This is a genomic window from Pseudobdellovibrionaceae bacterium (assembly GCA_020635075.1).
In the GTDB taxonomy this organism is placed as follows: Bacteria; Bdellovibrionota; Bdellovibrionia; order Bdellovibrionales; family UBA1609; genus JADZEO01.
In genome coordinates, this window is sequence record JACKAM010000001.1 from 2,003,370 (window position 1) to 2,029,440 (window position 26,071).

Here is a 26,071-nt window from a genome sequence, read left to right on the forward strand (position 1 = left end):
CTGCCATTTGTGAAAGGCTCTCACCACTCAAAGTGGTGGGAGCTTTCTATTGGCAGTTGGGGTCATCCAGAAGAGCTTCAATTTCCGCCAACTGAAGAGTGTAGGTCTTGCCGTCATCCTGCCCGAGTTCCAAAGGCTTAATACGAAGACCATAGTGGTTAGTTTCGCCCGTGTATCTGAGCGTGACTGGTGTGTCTAAATCAGGCGGTTGATAAGTGTAAATGCCAAGAGTTCGCCAATTGATCCGCTGAGAGTCAATCGCTGCCAATACCTCATACCTTTTGGGAAATCCCCAAAATTTGTTGTTTAGATGGCGACCGTAAATCTTCACAGTTCTCAAGGGTCGCCCAGTGGACCATCCTAACTCAGCTGCAATTCCAGTGGTGTTGTTTTGATCTCCGGCGATACTGCTATAGAAGGTTTCGTAGATTCCATCCGCCAACAGACGCTTCGGCGCACCCACCATGGATTGAGAGGCGACAATCGAGGGATTGACCACCACTCTCCCTTCAGGCCGACAGGCCGGAACGGCCACGGTGGCCTCGCGACTCCAAACCCCACCGACTGAATTATTAACCGCGACCTTGTATTTGCCGGCAGTTGCAAACTCCATTTGAATATTTAGCCGTGTTCCTGTGGCTCCCGGTATCTCACTATTATTGAAGTACCATTGATAGGTAGGAGCGGGGTCACCAGTTGCCGTCACTGCAATACTCCCACTTCTCCCCACGTCGATGTCGATGTCAGCAGGCTGTTGGGTAATGATCGGCGCAAAGAAGTTTGTTTTCGGAACAACTGTGACGTTAAATGCATTGGTGAGCTTATTCGTTCCATACCCGTCGGTGATTCGTACTTGATAGGAGCCGGCGTCTCCATCCACCGAGGCATTAATTGCAAAGGTTGGCTCCGTGGAGCCACTAACCTCTTCGAAGTTTTTAAACCATTGATATGTGAGTTGATGACCTTGAGCCACCACATTGATTTGAAAGGGATTGCCCTTTACGACTTGAATACTGCTCGGGCTCTCGGAAACGATAATGATTTCTTTTGGACAACCGGACTTGTCCGTCTCATTACATTGAGATCCTTGGTCTTTCTTGCCCTCGATTTCAGACCAATCCAAGGGCTCAGCACAGCCAAATACAAAAAGACCCGGCAATAGTGCGAGCCGAAGAACTAACCAGTAATTCTGTGTGAAAAAGCGCGACAAACTCATACTTCCCAGCTTCGACCACCGAAGCTCCACCCTTATAACTACTAAAGCAAAGCCCGGTCCAAGGCCTAGTGCACCTAAGCCTCTGAAATCACAGACGTAAAGAGTAAGTACTTGGTAAGATTGGCGTTTAGACATTAGTGAGTTGTCTAATCATTTGAAAATGAGAAAAACCGGCATGCGCGAGCGGAAAACCATCTGTCTCAGTCTGAGAACGAGACGTCTCAAAGTTAAATAATTCCTGCCTCAAAGATCGACAACTTCATGGAGTTTTATTCAAAAACCCAGATATATCAGCTCCTTATTTAAGCCTTAAGGCGCTCTTAACCGATAAGAAGGTAATATATAGATGTGCGTTTTGTATGTCAGATCTTGGTGTTGAATTAACCAAGTTTTAGTGCAGGGAAAAAATGGGACGTTTGATTAGCCCTTCACAAAACTTAAGCTCTCGAAAGTTCGCTAGCTTTTGGCGAGGCCTAGCTCTGTTCTCTCTTGTCGCCACACTGTTCGGCTGTGGCGTTCGCGGATCAGAAAAAAATCCTGACGGAACTCCCAAAGGCCTTGGCGTCAATTTGGTTCTGATTTCAGGAAACAATCAAGTCACGAAAAAGAACAAGGCATTTGCCCTTCCTCTTATCGTGCAGGTTCTGTCTCCCGCAGGGACTCCAGTTCCGGAAATGGACGTTGACTTCAGGCAGGTCACCAGCACGGACGCCCAGTTTGCTGTCAAAAGCATGGAGACACCCAAAAGTGGAATGGCTTCGACCACGGTGATTGGTCCCAGTGCCTATGACGAAGAAGTGCAAATCGAAGCGCGCATCCGCAACACCGATGAGGTGGTGATCTTTACTTTGACCACCACGATCGACGTGAAAAACGTGGAGTGGGTTCCCAGCAATGAACCACCTGCCAACCACACCGCCCACCACCTCAATCCCCTGGCCGCCTACCAAGTGCGCATGCGGGACTCGGATGACGAAATCATCGAGGTGAACAACAAAAAGAACTGGATCACCATGAGCATTGTCGAAGGAGGTCAGCCGACTCTCTTGGGCGATGTGGAAGAATACTTCACCGACGGTATCGCCACCTTCTCGGACTCCCGATACATCAAGGCTGGCTCATACACTCTTAGGGCCACTCACAACAAATCTGGCAAGTACATTGAACAGGCGATCACCATTGACCCTGGGGTGGCCACTCAGTCTATTGCCATACTTCCAGGGCAGACTCACAACACTGGCGTCATGACCCTCGCTGAGGCCGTCACGGGCACGGTCTCCTCTCTCAACGTCGACAACGACTTTAACGTCACTCTGCGGGCGGTGGATGACTACTTCAACCTGGACCCAACCAATGGTGCCGCGGTTTCTGTGCAAACACCCAATGATCCAACCGACACCGAACCTGGGGCCAGCACCTTTGCCAGCGGTGAAAGAAGCTTCACCGTTTCACCGGTGACTGCTACCAACTACCTGGTACGACCCGTTACCGCCTTGACTAACAATGACTCGACCACATTTGCCATGAATCCTGGAACTCCCACTGATGTTATGGTCGTGCTCCCCGGACAGACCTTTAATCCCGGACAGACCAGCTTTGCTCCGGTGATCACGGGAAGCCCCACTCAACAGATGGCTGGAGTGACCTTTACCGCTCAGGTGATCGCCACGGATGCAGAATTCAACCAATCGACTTCGACAGCTGTTGCTAGCGTGGTGACATCCGATCCTAGTGATGTCCATCCGAGTTCGCAAAACCTGGTCAACGGAGCCTACGGGTTCTCGGTGACTAATGTAACGGCCAGCTCACCGCAAACGGTCACGCCTTCAAGTGGCGGATTAAATGTGCGGGTTTCCGACAACTATGCCGTCACCCACAATGCGGCCTCACAATTGGTCTACACGACTCAGCCTGCCAACCCCACAGTGGCCGGTGTGGAACTGGCACCCGTTATTGAGATTCGCGATGCCTGGGGCAACTTGATCACCACAGGGCCTGACGCCACAACCAACGTGACTCTCACTCTCCAATCAGGATCGGGAACCCTGGGCGGCACCCTCACAAAAGCCGCCGTCGGTGGTGTGGCCGATTTCACAGGCCTGAGTGTTAATATTGATTTGATTGGCGCCAAAATTCTCCGCGCCACCAAGGCCGACACCACTGGCAGCGGTGGAACGGTGGCCATTACCCAGGATTCCAGCACGTTTACAATTATCCATGCACCAGCATCTCAAATTATCTACACCACTCAACCTGCGGACCCTACAGGAGCTGGAGTGGAACTCGCTCCAGTAGTTGAAGTGCGCGACACATTTGGCAACCTGGTCTCCACCAGTGCCGATGCAACGGCCACCATCACCTTATCCATTCAATCAGGAACAGGTCCTCTATTAGGCGGAAGCAGTATGGCGGCCGTCGGCGGCGTGGCCAACTTTACAGGCCGCAATGTGCGCATTGAAGTCACAGGAACCAAAGTCTTACGTGCCACCAAGGCTGACACCACCGGTGGTGGTGGAACAGTAAGTATGATCAGGGACAGCAATTCCTTGGATATCATTCATGGTCCTGCTGATCATTTGACCATTACCACTCAACCAACGGACCCCACAGTTGCCGGCAGTGAGATTGCTCCAGTTGTGGAAGTGCGTGACCAGTTTAACAATGTGGTCACAACGGGTCCCGACAGTACGGCCAATGTGACTTTGAATCTACAAACCGGAACGGGCACTCTAGGCGGCACTCTCACTAAAGCTGCGGTTGCTGGAGTGGCCGACTTTACGGGTCTTGGGGCAAACATTGACCTTGTTGGAAGTAAAGTGATTCGCCTCACCAAAGTGGACACCACCGGCAGTGGAGGAACCACGGCTAAGCTTGTTGACACCAATGCCTTTAATATTGTTCCCGCACCAGCGTCTCAATTAGTCTTCACCACTCAACCCGCTGACCCAACCGTCGCCGGTGTTGACCTCCTACCCGTGATTGAAATCCGCGACGTTCACGGCAACTTGGTGACAGCCGGTGCCGATGCCACGGCCAATGTGACCTTGAGCCTGCAGACAGGTACAGGTTCCTTAGGTGGCACGTTAACCAAAGCCGCTTCAGGTGGTATCGCCACGTTTACTGCTACTGAAGCCGTCGACATTGATCTGGTGGGCACTAAGGTCCTTCGTGCCACCAAGGCGGACACCACCGGTGGTGGCGGTACCGGAGTGCTGACTCAAGATTCCGCCAGCTTTGACATCATCCATGCGCCTGCAAGCGTATTGGTCTACACCACTCAACCTGCTGATCCTACTATTGCTGGTGTTAACCTTCTTCCAGTTATTGAGATCCGCGACGCCTTCACCAATGTCATCACTAGCGGTGCCGACTCTACTGTTTCTCTAGCCATGACTTTGCAGACCGGCACCGGCGCTCTATTGGGTACAACCTCTAAAGCAGCCGTAGCTGGAGTGGTCACTTTCACGGCGACTGAAGCCATGAACATCCAAGTGGTAGGAACCAAGACCTTGCGCGCCACCAAACCCGACACGACTGGCAGTGGGGGCACCGGAGTCATCACTCAAGATTCGGCCAGCTTTGATATTAATCATGCACCAGCCAACAAGATGGTCTACACCACTCAACCGGCCGACCCCACCATTGCTGGAAACAATCTGCTCCCGGTTATTGAGATCCGTGACGTCTACGACAACGTCATCACCACTGGTGCTGATTCCAATGTGTCTGTGACCATGAGCCTGCAGTCGGGAACGGGCTCACTTCTGGGAACAGTATCAAAAGCAGCTTCGGCCGGTGTTGTGACCTTCACTGCTGGCGAGGCTATGAACATTCAGGTGGTCGGCACTAAAACCTTGCGCGCCACAAAACCTGACACCACAGGCAGTGGCGGTACCGGAGTGATCACTCAGGACTCAGCCAGTTTTGATATCAACCACGCACCGGCCAACAAGATGGTTTATACCACTCAGCCTGCAGATCCCACCGTCGCCGGTAACAACCTGCTCCCAGTCATTGAGATTCGCGATATCCACGACAACGTGATCACCACTGGTGCTGATTCCACAGTTTCCGTGACCATGAGTCTGCAGTCCGGATCAGGCGCCCTTCTGGGAACAGTTTCAAAAGCAGCCTCGGCCGGTGTTGTGACCTTTACCGCTACCGAGGCCATGAAGATCCAAGTGGCCGGAACAAAGACCCTAAGGGCGACAAAACCTGATACCACCGGAGGTGGTGGAACCGGAGTCATCACTCAGGACTCCGCCAGCTTTGACATTGTTCATGCCCCGGCCAATAAAATGGTTTATACAACTCAGCCGGCCGACCCCACTGTGGCTGGAAGCAATCTCCTCCCAGTGATTGAAATCCGTGACGTCTACGACAACGTTGTTCTGTCAGGCGCCGATTCCACCGTTTCTGTGACCATGACTCTGCAAACTGGAACAGGTTCACTTCTTGGAACTGTCAGCAAGGCAGCGGTGAGTGGTGTGGTCACCTTTACTGCCGGCGAAGCCATGAACATTCAAGTGGTGGGCACAAAGACCTTACGCGCCACCAAACCCGACGCGACTGGCAGCGGTGGCACCGGAGTCATCACCCAAGATTCGGCCAGCTTCGATATTGACCATGCACCGGCCTCACAACTGGTGTACACCACGCAGCCCGCCGATCCTACGGTGGCAGGTGTGGACCTACTTCCTGTTATTGAGATTCGCGACACCTACAACAACTTGATTACAACCGGAGCCGATGCCACAGCCAACATGACCCTCAGTCTCCAGTCTGGTACCGGTACCATGAACGGAACGCTGACCAAAGCGGCATCAGGCGGTGTGGTCACATTCACTGCCGGAGAATCCGTTGATGTGGATTTGGTTGGCACCAAAGTCATGCGCGCCAGTAAGGCCGATACCACAGGTGGTGGGGGAACAGGCATCATTACTCAAGGTTCCAGCAATTTCGACATTGTTCACGCTCCCGCCAGTGTCTTGGTCTACACCACTCAGCCCGCCGATCCCACCATTGCTGGTAATAATTTGCTCCCGGTCATTGAGATTCGCGATGCGTTCACTAATGTCATCACCAGCGGTGCCGACTCCACTGTTTCTGTGACCATGACCCTGCAAACTGGAACTGGCTCTCTGTTAGGAACCACATCTAAGGCGGCAGTTAGTGGTGTAGTCACTTTTACCGCAACTGAAGCCATGAACATTCAAGTGGTCGGCACCAAGACTTTGCGAGCCACAAAGCCTGACACCACAGGAAGTGGCGGCACCGGAGTCATCACCCAAGACTCCGCCAGCTTTGATATTGACCATGCTCCTGCAAATAAAATGGTCTTTACCACCCAGCCTGCTGATCCCACGGTTGCAGGTAATAACCTCCTGCCAGTCATTGAGATCCGCGACGTTCACGACAATGTGATCACCACGGGAGCGGATTCAAATGTGTCCGTGACCATGAGTCTGCAGTCGGGAACGGGCTCACTTCTGGGAACAGTATCAAAAGCAGCTTCGGCCGGTATTGTGACTTTTACTGCTGGCGAGGCCATGAACATCCAGGTCGTTGGTACTAAAACACTGCGCGCCACAAAGCCCGACACCACTGGCAGCGGTGGCACCGGAGTCATCACTCAAGATTCAACGAATGTGAATATCATCCATGCTCCGGCCTCTCAGCTGGTTTACACCACTCAGCCGCTAAATCCTTCAGTGGCTGGATTTGAAATTGCCCCTGTGGTGGAAATCCAAGACACCTATGGCAATCGAGTGATTAGTGGGGCCGATGCCATCACAACTCTGACGTTTACGAAACAGTCAGGCCCTGGAACTCTGACCGGCACGACCAACAAAGTTGCCGCGGGCGGAGTCGTTGATATGGCCGGCTTGGGGATGAAGTTTGACCTGGTCGGAAGTTACACCTTCCGCGTGACTAAGCCTGATACCACAGGCAGTGGTGGGACTGTTAGTGTGTTCCAAGACAGCTTACCCTTTAATGTTATCTCAGGTATCGCCGACCGCATTGTCTACACCACGCCCCCAAGTGATCCAACCACCTCTGCTGTTGAAATGCCGGTTGTATTGGAAATCCAAGACACCTTAGGAAATCGCATTACTGCCGGTGTGGACAGCACGGCATTGGTGACTTTGAGTTTGCAGAGCGGCACAGGAACTCTCGGCGGAACAGTTTCAATGAATGCCGTCGCCGGTATCGCTGACTTTACCGGTCAAGGCGTCAATATCAACCTCGTCGGAAGCAAGACTCTTAGGGGAACCAAGGCCGATACTTCTGGTAGTGGAGGCACTGCAGCCAAAGTCGTCGATAGTTCAGCATTTAATGTTGTTCATGCACCAGCCTCTCAAATGGTCTTCACCACTCAGCCGGCTGACCCTACAATTGCCGGTGCGAACCTATTGCCTGTGATTGAAATTCGCGATGCCCAAGGCAACCTTGTTACCACCGGTGCAGACGCCACGGCCAATGTGACCTTGAGCCTACAAAGTGGAACCGGCGCCCTGAGCGGAACTCTGACCAAAGCCGCCTCTGGCGGAATCGTCACCTTTACCGCGACCGAGGGAGTCTACATCAATCTGGTGGGCTCAAAGACCCTGCGAGCTTCCAAGGCGGATACGACTGGTTCTGGCGGAACAGGAGTCATTACTAAGGACTCAGATCCTTTTAACATTAACCATGCGGCGGCCAATTCACTTGCTTGGACGACTCAACCCATAGACCCCACTGTGGCTGGAACCGACATTAATGTGGCGATTGAACTTAGAGATACTTTCGGTAACGTGGTCTCAACTGGTGTTGATTCAACAGCCAACATCACCCTCACCAAATCCGCCGGAACGGGAACTCTGGGGGGAACACTGGTCAAAGCGCTCTCTGGTGGTACGGTCTCTTTTGGTGCTGGTGAGTCAGTTGATATTGACCTCATTGGATCAAAAACTCTTAATGCTTCTGATGGCACTCGCAATACCGACTCCAATGCCTTTACTATCACTCATGCTCCGGCGGCATCACTCGCCTGGACGACTCAGCCCACCGACCCCACTGTGGCCGGTACCGACATCAATGTGGCCATCGAGCTTAGAGATGCCTTCGGCAATTTGGTTTCGACTGGTGCCGCATCTTCAGCGAATGTGACTCTCACTAAATCCGCTGGATCAGGAACTCTCGGTGGCACTCTGGTCAAAGCCCTCTCCGGTGGTACGGTCTCATTTGGCGCTGGAGAGTCCGTTGATATTGACCTGATCGGTTCCAAAACACTGAACGCTTCTGACGGCACTCGCAACGCTGACTCCAATGCCTTTACTATTACTCATGCGCCGGCAGCCTCCCTGGCCTGGACCACTCAGCCCACTGATCCTACTGTGGCCGGTACCGACATCAATGTGGCCATCGAGCTACGTGATGCTTTTGGCAACCTGGTTTCAACCGGTGTAGATGCCTCTGCCAATGTGACTCTCACTAAATCCGCTGGATCAGGAACTCTCGGCGGCACACTGGTGAAGGCTCTCTCAGCAGGTACGGTCTCCTTTGGTGCTGGTGAGTCTGTTGATATTGACCTCATTGGGTCGAAGACTCTCAATGCTTCAGATGGCACTCGCAACGCCGACTCCAATGCTTTCACTATCACTCACGCTCCGGCTGCTTCACTGGCCTGGACCACTCAGCCCACTGATCCTACTGTGGCCGGTACCGACATCAATGTGGCCATCGAGCTTAGAGACACCTTTGGCAATCTGGTCTCCACTGGTGTGGATGCTTCTGCCAATGTGACTCTCACTAAATCGGCTGGATCAGGAACTCTCGGCGGCACACTCACCAAAGCCCTTTCTGGAGGCACGGTCTCCTTTGGCGCTGGTGAATCTGTTGATATTGATATTATTGGTTCAAAAACTCTTAATGCTTCGGACGGCACAAGGAATGCTGATTCTAACGCCTTTACGATCACCCATGCTCCAGCGGCATCACTGGCTTGGACCACACAACCGACTGACCCAACCGTGGCCGGCAACGACATCAATGTGGCCATTGAGCTTCGTGATGCCTTCGGCAACCTGGTTTCCACTGGTGTGGATGCTTCTGCCAATGTGACTCTCACTAAATCCGCTGGATCAGGAACTCTCGGTGGCACTCTTACGAAAGCCCTCTCTGGTGGTACGGTCTCTTTTGGCGCTGGTGAATCTGTTGATATTGATATTATTGGTTCAAAAACTTTGAATGCTTCTGACGGCACTCGCAATGCTGACTCCAATGCCTTTACGATCACCCATGCTCCGGCGGCATCACTGGCTTGGACGACTCAGCCCACCGACCCAACTGTAGCCGGTACTGACATCAATGTGGCTATTGAACTTCGCGATGCCTTCGGCAACCTGGTTTCGACTGGTGCCGCTGCCTCCGCCAATGTGACTCTCAGTAAGTCAGCTGGAACTGGAACTCTCGGTGGAACTCTGGTCAAAGCCCTCTCTGGTGGTACGGTCTCCTTCGGTGCTGGTGAGTCTGTCGATATTGACATCATTGGATCGAAGACTCTGAATGCTTCTGACGGAACCAGAAACGCCGACTCCAATGCCTTTACCATCACTCACGCTCCTGCAGCATCACTCGCCTGGACGACCCAGCCCACGGATCCCACTGTGGCAGGTACTGACATCAACGTGGTCATCGAGCTTAGAGATACTTTCGGAAACCTGGTTTCAACTGGTGCCGCTTCCTCCGCCAATGTGACTCTCACTAAATCCGCTGGGTCGGGAACCCTCGGAGGAACTCTGGTGAAAGCTCTCTCGGGCGGCACCGTCGCCTTCGGTGCTGGTGAGTCTGTTGATATTGACATCATTGGATCGAAGACTCTGAATGCTTCTGACGGCACCCGCAACGCTGACTCCAATGCCTTTACCATCACCCATGCTCCGGCAGCTTCGCTGGCTTGGACCACACAGCCGACTGACCCAACTGTAGCCGGCACGGACATCAACGTCGCTATTGAACTCAGAGATGCCTTTGGCAACCTGGTTTCAACCGGCGTTGATGCATCTGCCAATATCACCCTCACTAAATCGGCGGGATCAGGAACTCTTGGTGGCACTCTCACTAAAGCTCTCTCCGGCGGAACCGTCTCATTTGGTGCTGGTGAGTCTGTTGATATTGACATTATTGGATCCAAGACTCTGAATGCTTCAGATGGTACTAGAAACGCAGATTCAAACGCCTTTACCATCACTCACGCGCCGGCGGCCTCACTGGCCTGGACCACTCAGCCCACCGACCCGACCGTGGCCGGCACAGACATCAACGTCGCTATTGAACTCAGAGATGCCTTTGGCAACCTGGTTTCAACGGGTGTGGATGCATCCGCCAATGTGACTCTCACTAAATCCGCTGGATCGGGAACCCTTGGAGGAACTCTGGTCAAAGCCCTCTCAGCTGGTACAGTCTCATTTGGCGCTGCCGAATCCGTCGATATCAACCTTATTGGTTCAAAGACTCTTAATGCTTCAGATGGTACTAGAAACGCAGATTCAAACGCCTTTACCATCACCCATGCTCCCGCATCTCAACTGGCATGGACAGTCCAGCCGACAGATCCAACTGTGGCCGGAACCCTCATATCGCCAACGATTGAAATTAGAGACATTTTTGGCAACGTGGTGAGCACCGGAGCCGACGCGACAGCTAGTATTACCATCTCACTGCAATCCGGCACTGGTAGCCTAAATGGCTTAGCCACCAAAGCTGCTGTTGCAGGTGTCGCTGCATTTGGTGGTGTAGAAGGTCTTAACATTGAGGAAATCGGATCTAAGACTTTGCGGGCATCGAAGACCGTCATGATCCAGGACTCCAATGCTTTCACAATCACTCATGCTGCGGCTGCATCGCTAGCATGGACCACTCAGCCCACAGATCCTACTGTGGCTGGTACCGACATCAATGTGGCTCTTGAGTTGCGTGACGCCTTCGGTAACTTGGTTTCAACTGGCGTTGATTCCTCCGCCAATGTGACTCTCACTAAGTCAGCTGGATCGGGAACTCTGGGCGGCACTCTGGTGAAAGCTCTCTCCGGCGGTACGGTCGCCTTTGGTGCCGGCGAGTCCGTTGACATTGACTTGATTGGCTCCAAGACTCTCAATGCTTCCGATGGCACAAGGAACTCCGATTCAAATGCCTTTACCATCACTCACGCTGCGGCCAACTCTCTTGCTTGGACCACTCAACCCACTGATCCAACCGTGGCCGGTACAGACATCAATGTGGCCATTGAGCTCCGTGATGCTTTTGGTAACCTGGTTTCCACAGGTGTGGATGCCTCTGCTAATGTGACTCTCACGAAATCCGCTGGATCAGGATCCCTCGGCGGCACTCTTACCAAAGCCCTCTCTAGCGGTACGGTTTCTTTCGGTGCTGGCGAATCAGTTGATATTGACCTGATTGGATCAAAGACTCTTAATGCTTCTGACGGAACCAGAAACGCCGACTCCAATGCTTTCACAATCACTCATGCTGCGGCTGCATCGCTAGCATGGACCACTCAGCCCACTGATCCTACAGTGGCTGGTACCGACATCAATGTGGCCCTTGAACTTCGCGATGCTTTTGGAAACTTAGTTTCGACTGGCGTTGATGCCTCCGCTAATGTGACTCTCACCAAGTCTGCTGGCTCGGGAACTCTAGGTGGCACTCTGGTGAAAGCCCTCTCCGGCGGTACCGTCGCCTTCGGTGCCGGCGAGTCCGTTGACATTGACATGATTGGCTCCAAGACTCTCAATGCTTCCGATGGCACAAGGAACTCAGATTCAAACGCCTTTACCATCACTCACGCCCCTGCAGCATCACTCGCCTGGACGACACAGCCGACTGATCCCACGGTGGCGGGCACAGACATCAACGTCGCCATTGAGCTCAGAGATGCTTTTGGTAACCTGGTTTCAACGGGTGTGGATTCAACCGCCAACATCACTCTCACCAAATCTGCCGGAACTGGAACTCTTGGCGGAACTCTCGTTAAGGCTCTCTCTGGTGGTACGGTTTCGTTCGGTGCCGGCGAATCAGTTGATATTGACCTGATAGGGTCAAAGACTCTTAATGCTTCTGACGGCACAAGGAATGCTGATTCTAATGCATTTACGATCACTCATGCTGCTGCAGCATCGCTGGCCTGGACCACTCAGCCCACTGATCCAACCGTGGCTGGAGCCGACATCAATGTGGCTATTGAGCTGCGCGACACCTATGGAAACCTGGTCTCTACTGGTGCTGCTGCATCGGCAAACGTCACTCTGACTAAATCGGCTGGAACTGGAACTCTAGGCGGAACTCTCACTAAGGCCCTCTCTGGTGGTAGCGTATCCTTCGGAGCTGGAGAATCTGTTGATATTGATATTATTGGCTCCAAGAGTCTCAATGCTTCCGATGGCACAAGGAACTCAGATTCAAACGCCTTTACCATCACCCATGCAGCTCCCGCATCGCTTGTTTGGACGACTCAACCAACAGACCCGACTGTAGCCGGAGCCGATATTAATGTGGGTATTGAGCTGCGCGACACCTATGGCAACCTTGTTTCAACTGGGGCCGCTGCATCGGCAAACGTCACTCTGACTAAATCGGCTGGATCGGGAACACTTGGCGGAACTCTCACCAAGGCTCTCTCCGGTGGTACGGTCGCCTTCGGTGCCGGTGAGTCCGTTGACATTGACTTGATTGGCTCTAAGACTTTGAATGCCTCAGATGGTACTAGAAATGCCGACTCCAATGCCTTTACCATCACCCATGCGGCACCCGCATCACTGACCTGGACCACACAGCCCACCGATCCTACGATAGCGGGCACAGACATTAACGTTGCCATTGAACTCAGAGATGCCTTCGGCAACTTAGTCTCAACTGGTGCTGAAGCCTCGTCAAACGTCACTCTGACTAAATCGGCTGGATCAGGAACTCTGGGAGGAACGCTCACCAAAGCTCTATCAGGTGGTAGTGTCTCCTTTGGCGCTGGCGAGTCAGTTGACATCAATCTTATTGGCTCGAAAACTCTCAATGCCTCCGATGGAACCCGTAACGCCGACTCTAATGCCTTCACCATCACCCATGCGGCACCGGCATCTCTTGCCTGGACCACACAACCCACGGATCCAACAGTGGCCGGAGCTGATATCAATGTGGCCATTGAGCTGCGTGACACCTTTGGAAACCTGGTCTCAACTGGTGCAGCTGCCTCAGCCAATGTGACTCTCTCTAAGTCTGCTGGCACAGGAACACTCGGGGGAACTCTCACTAAGGCTCTATCTGGTGGTACCGTCTCCTTCGGTGCCGGCGAGTCCGTTGATATTGACACTATTGGCTCCAAAACTCTCAATGCTTCCGACGGCACTCGTAATGCTGACTCCAATGCCTTTACCATCACCCATGCGGCACCGGCATCTCTCGCCTGGACCACTCAACCCACCGACCCCACTGTGGCCGGAGCTGACATCAACGTGGCCATTGAGCTGCGCGACACCTACGGTAACTTGGTTTCCACCGGCGCTGAGGCATCGGCCAATGTGACTCTGACTAAGTCTGCAGGCACCGGAATACTCGGTGGAACTCTCACCAAGGCTCTGTCTGGTGGTACCGTCTCCTTTGGCGCAGCTGAGTCCGTCGACATTAATCTGATTGGTTCCAAGACTCTTAATGCTTCCGACGGGACTCGCAACGCTGACTCAAACGCCTTCACCATCACCCATGCGGCCGCCAACTCGCTTGCTTGGACCACCCAACCCACCGACCCAACTGTGGCGGGCACAGACATCAATGTGGCCATAGAGCTGAGAGACGCTTTCGGCAACCTGGTTTCAACCGGTGCCGCTGCATCGGCAAACGTCACTCTGACTAAATCGGCTGGATCAGGTACCCTGGGCGGAACTCTTACTAAGGCTCTGTCTGGCGGTACCGTCTCCTTTGGCGCTGGCGAGTCAGTTGACATTGACCTGATCGGATCGAAAACTCTTAATGCTTCAGATGGGACTCGCAACGCCGACTCAAATGCCTTTACCATCAATCATGCGGCAGCCAGCTCGCTCGCTTGGACCGTGCAACCAACTGATCCAACTCCCGCCGGAGATGATATCCTTGCTACCATTCAAGTTAGGGATACCTTTGGTAACCTTGTGAGTACTGGCTTGGACGCGGCCGCCAACATCACCCTCAGCAAGTCAGCAGGAACAGGCTCGATTTTTGGCACGCTCACTAAGGCCGCATCGGGCGGTGTTGTCTCCTTTGGTGCCGTTGAAGGGGTGTACATCGATACTGTAGGTCTAAAGACACTTCAGGCATCCAAAGCAGCAACCGGCGAAACAGGAATCATTACTCAAAACTCGGCCAATTTTAATATTTCTCAAGCGACGGCAAACAAGCTGGTCTTTACAACACAGCCAGCCAACAATACCCTGGCGGGGAACAACCTGCTTCCTGTGATTGAGATCCGGGACACCTTTGACAACGTGATTACGACCGGTGCCGATGCCTCGGCCGATGTGACCCTGACTTTAACCTCAGGAACAGGTGCTATCTTTGGTACCGTGACCAAGGCCGCCGTTAACGGAGTGGCCACATTTACTTCGGGTGAGGCCGTCTATATTAATCTCATCGGTAGTAAAGAGATCACTGCAACCAAGGCCGTTACAATTGAAACGGGCAATATCGTCAGGGCATCAGACCCTTTCACGATCGTCCACGCTGCCGCAAACTCGTTCGCTTGGACCACACAGCCGACTGACCCTACTGTGGCCGGCACCGACATCAATGTGGCCATAGAGCTGAGAGACGCTTTCGGCAACCTGGTTTCAACTGGTGCCGCCTCCTCCGCAAATGTGACTCTGACTAAGTCTGCAGGAACTGGTACCCTCGGCGGAACCCTCATTAAGGCTCTCTCGGGAGGTACTGTTTCTTTCGGCGCAGGCGAGTCGGTCGATATAGATTTGATCGGATCCAAAACTCTCAATGCCTCGGATGGTACTAGGAACGCGGACTCCAACGCATTCACCATCACCCATGCGGCCGCCAACTCTCTCGCTTGGACCACTCAACCCACGGATCCGACGGTTGCTGGAGCTGATATCAATGTGGCTCTTGAGCTTCGGGATACTTTTGGCAACCTGGTCTCCACTGGTGTGGATGCCTCCGCCAACGTGACTCTGACTAAATCGGCTGGAACTGGTGCCCTCGGCGGAACTCTGGTCAAAGCCCTCTCAGGCGGTACGGTTTCCTTCGGCGCTGCTGAATCGGTGGACATCAACCTGATTGGTTCCAAAACTCTGAATGCTTCGGATGGCACTCGTAATGCGGACTCCAATGCTTTTACCATCACCCACGCGGCACCTGCCTCACTCGCCTGGACTACACAACCCACAGACCCAACAGTGGCCGGTGCTGATATCAATGTGGCCATTGAACTGCGCGATACCTATGGCAACCTGGTCTCAACTGGTGCTGAGGCTTCGGCCAATGTGACTCTCACCAAATCTGCCGGAGCGGGAACTCTGGGCGGAACCCTGGTTAAGGCTCTCTCTGGAGGTACGGTTTCTTTCGGTGCTGGTGAGTCAGTTGATATTGACCTCATTGGCTCTAAAACTCTCAATGCTTCAGATGGCACTCGCAACGCTGACTCCAATGCCTTTACCATCACCCATGCGGCACCTGCCTCTCTCGCTTGGACAACTCAGCCTACAGACCCGACTGCGGCCGGGGCTGACATCAATGTGGCTATTGAGCTCCGCGACACCTATGGCAACTTGGTCTCAACCGGTGCTGAGGCTTCGGCCAACGTGACTCTCACCAAGTCAGCTGGAACGGGAACTCTGGGCGGAACACTCACTAAGGCTCTCTCGGGTGGTACGGTTTCATTTGCAGCTGGAGAATCAGTCGATATCGATTTAATTGGTTCCAAGACTCTCAATGCCTCCGATGGCACCAGGAACGCCGACTCCAATGCCTTTACCATTACTCATGCGGCACCGGCATCACTGGCTTGGACGACACAGCCCACAGACCCGACTGTAGCTGGTGCCGACATCAACGTGGCCCTTGAGCTTAGAGATTCCTTTGGAAACTTAGTTTCAACTGGGGCTGAAGCATCGGCCAATGTGACTCTCACTAAGTCAGCCGGTACAGGTACCCTGGGCGGAACGCTCATTAAGGCTCTCTCCGGTGGTACGGTCTCATTTGGTGCCGGCGAGTCCGTTGACATTAATCTCATTGGCTCTAAAACTCTCAATGCTTCAGATGGCTCTCGTAATGCGGACTCCAATGCTTTTACCATCACCCACGCGGCACCTGCCTCACTCGCCTGGACCACACAGCCTACTGATCCGACTGTGGCCGGAGCTGACATCAATGTGGCGATTGAGCTGCGCGACACCTATGGCAACTTGGTCTCAACTGGCGCTGAAGCATCGGCCAATGTGACTCTTAGCAAATCTGCTGGAACTGGTGCCCTGGGCGGAACTCTCATTAAGGCTCTCTCCGGTGGTACGGTCTCATTTGGTGCCGGCGAGTCCGTTGACATCAATCTCATTGGCTCTAAAACTCTCAATGCTTCAGATGGCACTCGTAATGCGGACTCCAATGCCTTTACCATCACCCATGCCGCACCGGCCTCGTTGGCCTGGACCACACAGCCTACTGATCCGACTGTGGCCGGAGCTGACATCAATGTGGCGATTGAGCTGCGCGACACCTATGGCAACTTGGTCTCAACTGGCGCTGAAGCATCGGCCAATGTGACTCTTAGCAAATCTGCTGGAACTGGTGCCCTGGGCGGAACTCTCATTAAGGCTCTCTCCGGTGGTACGGTCTCATTTGGTGCCGGCGAGTCCGTTGACATTAATCTCATTGGCTCTAAAACTCTCAATGCTTCAGATGGCACTCGTAATGCGGACTCCAATGCTTTTACCATCACCCACGCGGCACCTGCCTCACTCGCCTGGACCACACAGCCTACTGATCCGACTGTGGCCGGAGCTGACATCAATGTGGCGATTGAGCTGCGCGACACCTATGGCAACTTGGTCTCAACTGGCGCTGAAGCATCGGCCAATGTGACTCTTAGCAAATCTGCTGGAACTGGTGCCCTGGGCGGAACTCTCATTAAGGCCCTCTCTGGTGGTACGGTCTCTTTTGGTGCTGGCGAGTCAGTCGATATCAATCTCATTGGCTCTAAAACTCTCAATGCTTCAGATGGCACTCGTAATGCGGACTCCAATGCTTTTACCATCACCCACGCGGCACCTGCCTCACTCGCCTGGACGACGCAGCCCACTGATCCTACTGTAGCGGGAGCCGACATCAGTGTCGCTATCGAGCTCAGAGATACCTTCGGAAATTTGGTCTCAACTGGTGCTGAGGCTTCTGCCAATGTGACTCTCACCAAATCAGCCGGAACAGGAACTCTTGGCGGAACTCTGATTAAGCCTCTCTCCGGCGGTACCGTTTCATTCGCTGCTGCTGAAGGAGTTAATATTGATCTCATTGGCTCCAAGACTCTCAATGCCGATGATGGAACCAGAAATGCCGATTCCAATGCCTTCACTATCGGCCACGCTCCGGCCTCCAGCTTGGTGTGGACGGTTCAACCGAGTGATCCTACCATAGCCGGCGCCAATATTACGCCTACGATTGTGGTCCGCGATAGCTTTGGTAACCTGGTTTCTACTGGTGCGGATGCGACTGCTAATATTACGCTGAGCAAACAAGCCGGTACAGGTACCCTAGGGGGAACTCTGACTAAGGCCGCCGTAGGTGGTTCTGTTTCCTTCGGTGCAGGAGAAGCCGTCAACATTGATCTGATCGGCAGTAAAACCCTGCGAGCAACCAAGGCCGATACCACAGGAGGCGGTGGAACCACTAGCTTCTTTACAGACAGCAGCGCTTTCACAATTAACCATGCCGCGCCCAACTCGTTGGCTTGGACGACTCAACCGACAGATCCAACTGTAGCTGGTGCCGACATCAGCGTGGCCATTGAGCTGCGCGATACCTATGGCAACCTGGTCTCAACTGGTGCTGAAGCCTCCGCTAATGTGACTCTGACCAAGTCCGCAGGAAATGGAACACTGGGTGGAACGCTGGTTAAGGCGCTTTCCGGTGGTACCGTTTCATTTGGTGCCGGTGAGTCCGTTGATATTGATCTGATCGGTTCTAAGACTTTGAATGCTTCTGACGGCACCAGAAATGCCGACTCCAATGCCTTTACCATCACCCATGCGGCACCGGCATCTCTCGCCTGGACCACACAGCCCACGGATCCTACTGTGGCCGGAGCTGATATCAATGTGGCTCTTGAGCTGCGCGATACCTATGGCAACCTAGTTTCCACTGGAGTTGAAGCCTCGGCTAATGTGACTCTGACTAAGTCTGCGGGAACTGGTGTCCTCGGCGGAACCCTCATTAAGGCTCTCTCTGGTGGTACCGTCTCTTTTGGTGCCGCTGAGTCAGTCGACATCAATTTAATCGGCTCCAAAACTCTCAATGCTTCTGACGGCACTCGCAATGCCGATTCCAATGCCTTTACCATTACTCATGCGGCACCTGCCTCTCTGGCTTGGACCACGCAACCCACTGATCCTACTGTGGCCGGAGCTGATATCAATGTGGCTCTTGAGCTGCGCGATACCTATGGAAATCTGGTCTCCACTGGGGCTGAAGCATCGGCCAATGTGACGCTGACGAAATCGGCGGGCACCGGAACACTCGGCGGAACCCTCATTAAAGCCTTCTCCGGAGGTACGGTTTCTTTTGCAGCAGCTGAATCAGTCGACATCAATCTTATTGGCTCCAAAACTCTCAATGCTTCAGATGGCACTCGCAACGCTGACTCAAATGCCTTTACCATCACCCATGCGGCACCTGCCTCATTGGCTTGGACCACGCAGCCGACTGATCCTACTGTGGCCGGAGCTGATATCAATGTGGCTCTTGAGCTGCGCGATACCTATGGCAACCTAGTTTCCACTGGAGCTGAAGCCTCCGCTAATGTGACTCTGACTAAATCGGCCGGAACCGGTACTCTCGGCGGAACCCTCATTAAGGCTCTCTCTGGTGGTACAGTCTCCTTCGCTGCTGCTGAAGGAGTCAATATTGATCTCATTGGCTCCAAGACTCTCAATGCCGATGATGGAACCAGAAATGCCGATTCCAATGCCTTCACTATCGGCCACGCTCCAGCATCCAGTTTGGTTTGGACAGTTCAACCGAGTGATCCAACCGTAGCTGGCGCAAACATCACACCAACGATTGAGGTGCGAGATAGCTTTGGTAACCTGGTTTCGACTGGTGCCGATGCCACAGCCAATATCACCTTGAGCAAACAAGCCGGCACGGGCACCTTAGGTGGCACTCTGGTTAAAGCCGCATCAGGCGGATCTGTTTCCTTCGGTGCCGGTGAAGCTGTCAACATTGACCTGGTTGGCAGTAAGACTCTGCGTGCAACCAAAGCCGACACTACGGGTAGTGGTGGTACGATTAGCTTTTTCACCAATAGCAATGCCTTCAATATCAACCATGCTCCTGCCAGTCAGATCGTTTACACGACTTCTGTGACTGACCCAACCGCAGCAGGTGCTGATATTGTTCCCGTGCTTGAAATCCGCGACCCCTATGGTAATCCGGTGACGACTGGTGCGGATGCGACGGCTAACGTGACCTTGAGTCTTCAGGCTGGAACGGGAACATTGGGTGGTACTCTGACCAAGGCCGCAGCCAGCGGTGTGGCGACGTTTACTGCTACTGAAGGCGTGAACATTGATTTGGCAGGAGCCAAAACTCTGCGTGCCACCAAAGCCGACACCACCGGTGGTGGCGGTACGGTCGCGGCCTTTGTGGATGACGGATTTAATATTTCTCTGCCATCTGCACCGACTTCGATCACCCTATTTGACCCAGGGTCTGAACCTTCAAATGACACCACACCCACATTTACGGTTGGTGGGGTTTCTAATGGCTACACGATTAAGCTCTATACCAACAACACTTGTACAAGTGGAGTGATCGGCTCCGGTGTCTCAGGCGGAGCCAGTGTCAATGTCACCGTTGCCCCGCCGCTGACAACCGGCACCTATGATATTTACGCCACACAAACTGACACCTATACCAACGAGTCGGCCTGCACGACCGTCTTCTATGATGACTATGATTTGGATGCCACACCTCCTAATCCAGCTACGGGTGGCGCATTGGCCTCAGCCTGGGCCGCATCCAGTGCCACCAGTCCTCAGTTTAGCTGGACGGCATCAGGCAGTGGTGATGTGGATCACTACGAAGTCGCCCTTGGCACTTCTGTGGGTGGAACAACGGCCACAGGCGGCTGGGTCAACCCCTCTGACACCTCCACCACTCACATCTTCACGAGTTTGACCCTGACAGAGTGTTCCGGCGGAACTCCTGTTTATTATCCTTCAGTTCGCGTCCACGATACGGTTGGCAATATCTCAACCGAACTCAACTACGGCTCTGGCTTCCGCTGGGATAACACGAATCCAGGTGCACCAGGGGTTCCCGATGTTTCAGCCGGTGATGCTGAAGCCACCAAGTCACCGACAACCACTTGGACAGCAGGAACCGATAACTGTGAACTCAGTCACTACCAGATGGCCATTGGTACCACCTCTGGAGGTACGGATATCCAAGGGTTCACCAACATTGGCAATGTCACCTCTTATCAGGCGGTGAATGGTGTGGGTGGATTCACCCTCGCCCTGTCGCCGGGAATCTACTACTACACCACCATTCGCACCGTGGACTCCTCTGGAAAGGTTTCGTCCACTCAAACCAGCAGCCAATGGCGCTATATTGTGGCTCCTGACGCCGTTAGCGACTTGGCCTATGCTTCGAGGACAACAACAACGGTGGAAATGTCATGGACAGCTCCGAACAACAACGGGACGCCCATTACTGACTACCTGATCGAGTACAAAGAAACTTCATCAGGAACATGGCTCAATTTTGACGACGGCGTTTCAGCAGGAACCACAGCGACAGTGACTGGGCTCACCGCTTCGACTTCCTATGACTTTCGAATTCGGGCCTACAACGGTGGTACTTCAGGTTACTCCAACACCCTAACTCAACAAACCGCTCCCAATGATCCATTCTTCGATCCTACCGTTTTCAAGGCCATGAATCTGGGTGGCGCAACCGATACAAATGTGGTGTTCTTTGAGGATAATACCACCTGGGACTATGACGGAGTTCCACAGACAGCCGCCAATGCCGGAGATGTGGTCAATATCGCGACGACGGCCGGAAAGGTGATTACAGCCGACAAGCCTTTCTTTGTCGCCGGACGCTTAGGAAGTGGTGGCAATACCTCAAAAGGCAATATTGCCTGGAATCCTCCGGACTGGGCTGGCCGGGATTTTCAGTTCAACGGAACCCGGAACCAGGAACACGTCATCGGCATTTGGCCATTTGAAACTGGAACCATTACTGTTGACGGACCTGGTAACGGTAGCCCTGGCGGCGCCCTCCCTCAGGCCTACGCAGCCACTGCCGGTGTTTACTTTGAAGTTCGCTTGGACAGCAATTCCGGTGGCTTTACTATGTCCAGTACCAACGCTGACTTTGCGGCCTTCCAATACTCAGAGGACACAGGCAATAATCGAGTGATCGATGCCATGCCCATTCTTCCTCCGAGCAACGACTACCTAGGCTTTCCTAGTAACTCTGGCCAATTTAGCACGGCCAAAGTGGGAGGCACAAGCGGCAACTATTGGAGGTCTGACGCCAACACGAATACTCCCATTTCGATTCCCTATGGCAGTATGTTTTCTGTCTCCGGAAATGGTAGCCAGTACACCTCAATGGCCATCCGCGCGACGGCACCCGACTTTTTCAATGTCCGTAGTAATGCTGACGGCGATGGAAATGATTCAGCCCCCTGGATGCCCAAAGCCATGATGAGAAAGCGCTATGCCATCAATGCCGTAGCTGAGTGGGTGGCCTTTACTTCGGACAAGCCGGCGACCATACAAGTTTTTGTTCCTGGTGGGGGTCAGTCAAGCTTCACATTGACCAAAACTGGATCAGACCCCATGGCTCCCTATTATGCGTATCGCACCGGTGATGTGGCCGGAACCATCTTTGAATCTAATACCCGCTTTGCCGCATGGTATGAGCCCAATACAGATGTTGGGGCGGCGCTCGAAGATGAAACCATCATGTTTGGTAATGACGGTCCGGGCGACCTTCCCGTCAATTTCAAACTAGCCCTGTGGCTAGATGCCTCCGATGGCAACACTCTCTATCAGGTCGATGACTGTACGAGCATCGCCACCTCCACCTCTGATCCCATTGGTTGCTGGCGGGACAAGTCCTATCACGGTAGAAATGCCACCCAGACGGCCGGTAACAAGCCAACTCTGAACACCTCAGTGGGAACCTTTAGTGGCAAAAACGGTGTCGTCTTCGACGGCGGTACAAGTTACCTGGAATTTGACCAGAGCTTCCTCAACGGCACGGACTACACGGTTTTCGCCGTGGTTCACCGAGACAACACTTCCTCTGATAATTACCTCATGGGAACGGCTTCGGCTGCTGCCAACCAGGGTCTGCACCTGGGATTTAGCTCCAACACCGCTGCCCGCGTGGGTCAGTACGCAAACGACTTAGATGCCACCATCGACGGACAAGCCAACAACCCCACTGGGATTATTTGGGGCCGACTCGATTCCACAAGTGGCAAAAAGGTCTACTTCAATGGCGTCACTAATACCGATGCCACCACCACGCAGCTCTCGTCCACTGGACAGGGAGTGATCGGTCGCGGTTACTCAGCACTCGGACTGACCGGTAAGGTCGCTGAGATCATTGTCTTCACTCGCGCACTAAGTGACGCCGAAGTGGACTTGATGGAAGAGTACCTGAACAAAAAGTGGTTTAACCCCAACTCCATCAGTGACTTCCGACTCTGGTTAGACGGCTCGGATAACAACAACGTCTTCTCCGATGCCGGCTGCTCTACCCAAACAGCTTCCGGTGGCAACGTGCTTTGTTGGTTGGATAAATCCGGTAACGGCTACCAGGCCCTCTCCGCAAGCGGCACACCTCTTTGGCAACTGGATGGTAGCCGCAATGTGGTCGCCTTTACCAATGATAGTTTACAGATCACGGCCGGTGGATTAGGAGCTGTCTTTGACAATGGTTCGACTCTTGATCAGGTCGAAGTCCTTGCCGTGATGAAGTCAACGAATGCCTCCGAAGATGGCTACCTCATTCACCATCCGGCTGGTGGAGACCTCTCTGTCCAATTGCCAGATGCCAGCTCCAATGCCTACATTTCGGTTAATGGCTCTGGCAATGGAACTCTCAGTGCCGCCTGGGGTGGCAATACGACCAACTACTTCCGCTGGAACTTTATCTCGGATAACTCTGGTGGTGGGCCTTATCAGGAGATCTTCCGCAACAACAGCTCAGTCACAAGCGACGCCACGGCCGATAGCATTTCCATTGCTCTTGAAACCTTCTACATCGGTGACAATGGGAGTGCCACCAAGTTCCAGAACATGAACTTGGGAGAGCTTTTCGTCTTCAAACGACGTCTTACAGCTGACGAAAGGACGATTCTACGTGTCCACACCGACAACAAGTGGGATCTTCCCTAGCGGTGGACTCCTATTAGAACTAGGGGTGGAATTGTAGTTCCCATAAATCACAGAGATGACATTCATCTTAAATGGGACAATCTGTCCTAAATTGAGACAGGTCAATTTGTCTAAAAATCAAATTCCCTGCTCTGGTTGATAAAATGAGAATAGGATGAAGCGATATTTTGCCAGACTCATTAAGATATTGAAACTTGAGGATTTCGGGAGAGAACCCATGATCCGATTACTAGGTCTCGCCCTAGTTCTTCTCTTTGCTCCCGCTTCTTTGGCTGATCCGCCAAAGCTCTCCAAAATCTTAGCCTGCCCCAAGGACACCGAATCACCCAAACCGGGGTTTTGTTGTCGCAAAGGTACCCAAAAGCCTGTTTTACAACGAGCCTATGGAGTTGACGCCCATTGTGTGTTTCATGGACCCATCGTTTATGGAGACCTGGCCCTACCACGATTTACTGTCATCAACTACGAGTACGGACGCCTCATGGGGGCCCGATGGGAAATCGAAGACAAAAAGATTCACTCCATGCAGGAGTATCGTGATTCGGTGGCCAGCGGGACCTATCGCGAATACGACCGCAAAGGCCGGCTTTTTATGGAGGGTCACAAGGACCAGGGGCAACTCGTGGGCACCTGGCGCGCCCACATCGATAGCGAAAAGCGTAGCTATGTGATTCACTTCAATCCCTTGGCCGAGTCCTCCCCCATTCAAACCTGTGGCCTGCGAAGTGCGAAGTGTTCAGATGTCGCGCTTCCGGATGCGGAGCTCGCCTTGTCCCATCAAAACAAAGTCACAGAAATTCTCGGGTTCTACCGCCCCCAGGAGAACCAATATCCCCAGTTGTTTGACACCTTGGAGACGGCCTTTTTGCCTCTCCGTCTTGGCCCAGGATCTGATGGCCCACTTCTGGGAATCATTGTGCAAAATAGACTGGTTACTTCTTGGAGCAACTATCACCCATTCACCTACTTGGATCGCGACAAGGGCTATGTTCCCGTCGCCTCCCGGGAAAAAGGCTCCTGCTTGGTACAACTACTACCGAAACCTCTCCCCTGGGTGTGGATTCCTTGTCCCAATCGCGAGATTGATATCACAAAACAAATTTTGACTTACAAATGGTCAGCACCTGAAAACCCATTTTCAGTTCGTGTTGATACAAAAGTGGACAAGGGTGAAGGACTGGAGGACATTCGCAACCTCATTGCTTCTGGACAATTGTCAATCAAACCTGTGAAGGTCTTTATCAAAGATGATCAACAGTGGGTTGAAGGAACACTAACCGATTTTGCTCGTGATTTGGCTTGGGAAATTAACGAGGAAGACTTAAAACTTCGCCGCAAACTCAAGGCCTCAGATTATGTTGGCAAGACGGTCTATTACCCATTGGTCTACGAGAACAACTTCAACTTTCTGCCTTTAGACCACAACTGATTTACCACTCCAGAAGCCACTTCTGATAAATACCAGGCTCTTCGATGACGTCGATCATTAGAACCTGATCGCGGGTGTCTCCGTAGGGATGACAGGTCACTTTGATCTGTTCCCCGTACCTTTCCAGTATGAGCTGAAAGCTCTGATGGGGAATCCAATAGGGAAGTTTTCCCTCCACCTGGATGGATTTGACAGATAGGTTTTTAGTTTGAGTCACGTGCTGGTTGCCATCGATTTCAATAATGACCTTATATTGCCTCTTGTAACGAACCACCTCACGCTTTTCCACAAAACCTTTGTGGTCCAGATCCAAAGGTTGAGTGACCCCCGTATGTTCCTGAAGTTCATAGACATGCTGGGGGGTGTAGGCCAAAGCAGCGTTACCCTCTGTGGCTGCGGGCAACTCGGATGTCTCCGCCTCACCCTCCTCGAAGCCCACTTTGGTCACCACGGTCTCCAGGTCAATCAATGAGGTTTCGACATCGTCAAGCATGAGAACGGGTTCTTTGTCTTCGTCGTCCTCTTCATACACAAAATCTTCGCCCGGAGGTGGCGGTGGATAGAGGGGATTCTGAGCCTTACTCAATGCACGAAGCGCAGGAGTACAGTTCATGATCGGCATCCAGCCCTTGTAGCCGTCCTTCCAAACCCAGAAGTGACTGCGGTACTCGGGGGCAATAATCGTCAACATGGCTCGAATCTGAAGTAGATTGAGTTCCTTCACCAGAAATTTGGTTTCACTGTTGTAGAGACACCATGTTCTACTATGAAGGTCTTCCATTT

The 26,071-nt window shown here is 53.0% G+C and carries 4 protein-coding genes; 2 read left to right on the forward strand and 2 right to left on the reverse strand.

What is annotated here, in order from left to right:
* Window positions 1-46: 46 nt before the first annotated feature.
* Entirely contained in the window at window positions 47-1,216 is a 1,170-nt protein-coding gene (locus tag H6624_08670) for a hypothetical protein (GenBank protein ID MCB9084405.1), read from the reverse strand.
* Between the two features lie 407 nt (window positions 1,217-1,623).
* Between H6624_08670 and H6624_08675 the strand changes: the two genes are divergently transcribed.
* Window positions 1,624-23,859, forward strand: a complete 22,236-nt coding sequence (locus H6624_08675) for a fibronectin type III domain-containing protein (GenBank protein MCB9084406.1) — start codon at window positions 1,624-1,626, stop codon at window positions 23,857-23,859.
* 217 nt (window positions 23,860-24,076) lie between these two features.
* Entirely contained in the window at window positions 24,077-25,288 is a 1,212-nt protein-coding gene (locus tag H6624_08680; GenBank protein MCB9084407.1) for a hypothetical protein, read from the forward strand.
* Between the two features lies 1 nt (window position 25,289).
* Here the strand turns inward: H6624_08680 and H6624_08685 are convergent, their stop codons facing one another.
* Window positions 25,290-26,069 carry a hypothetical protein gene (locus tag H6624_08685; GenBank protein MCB9084408.1) on the reverse strand — a complete coding sequence of 260 codons (780 nt, stop codon included), beginning with the start codon at window positions 26,067-26,069 and terminating at the stop codon, window positions 25,290-25,292.
* Between the last annotated feature and the right edge of the window lie 2 nt (window positions 26,070-26,071).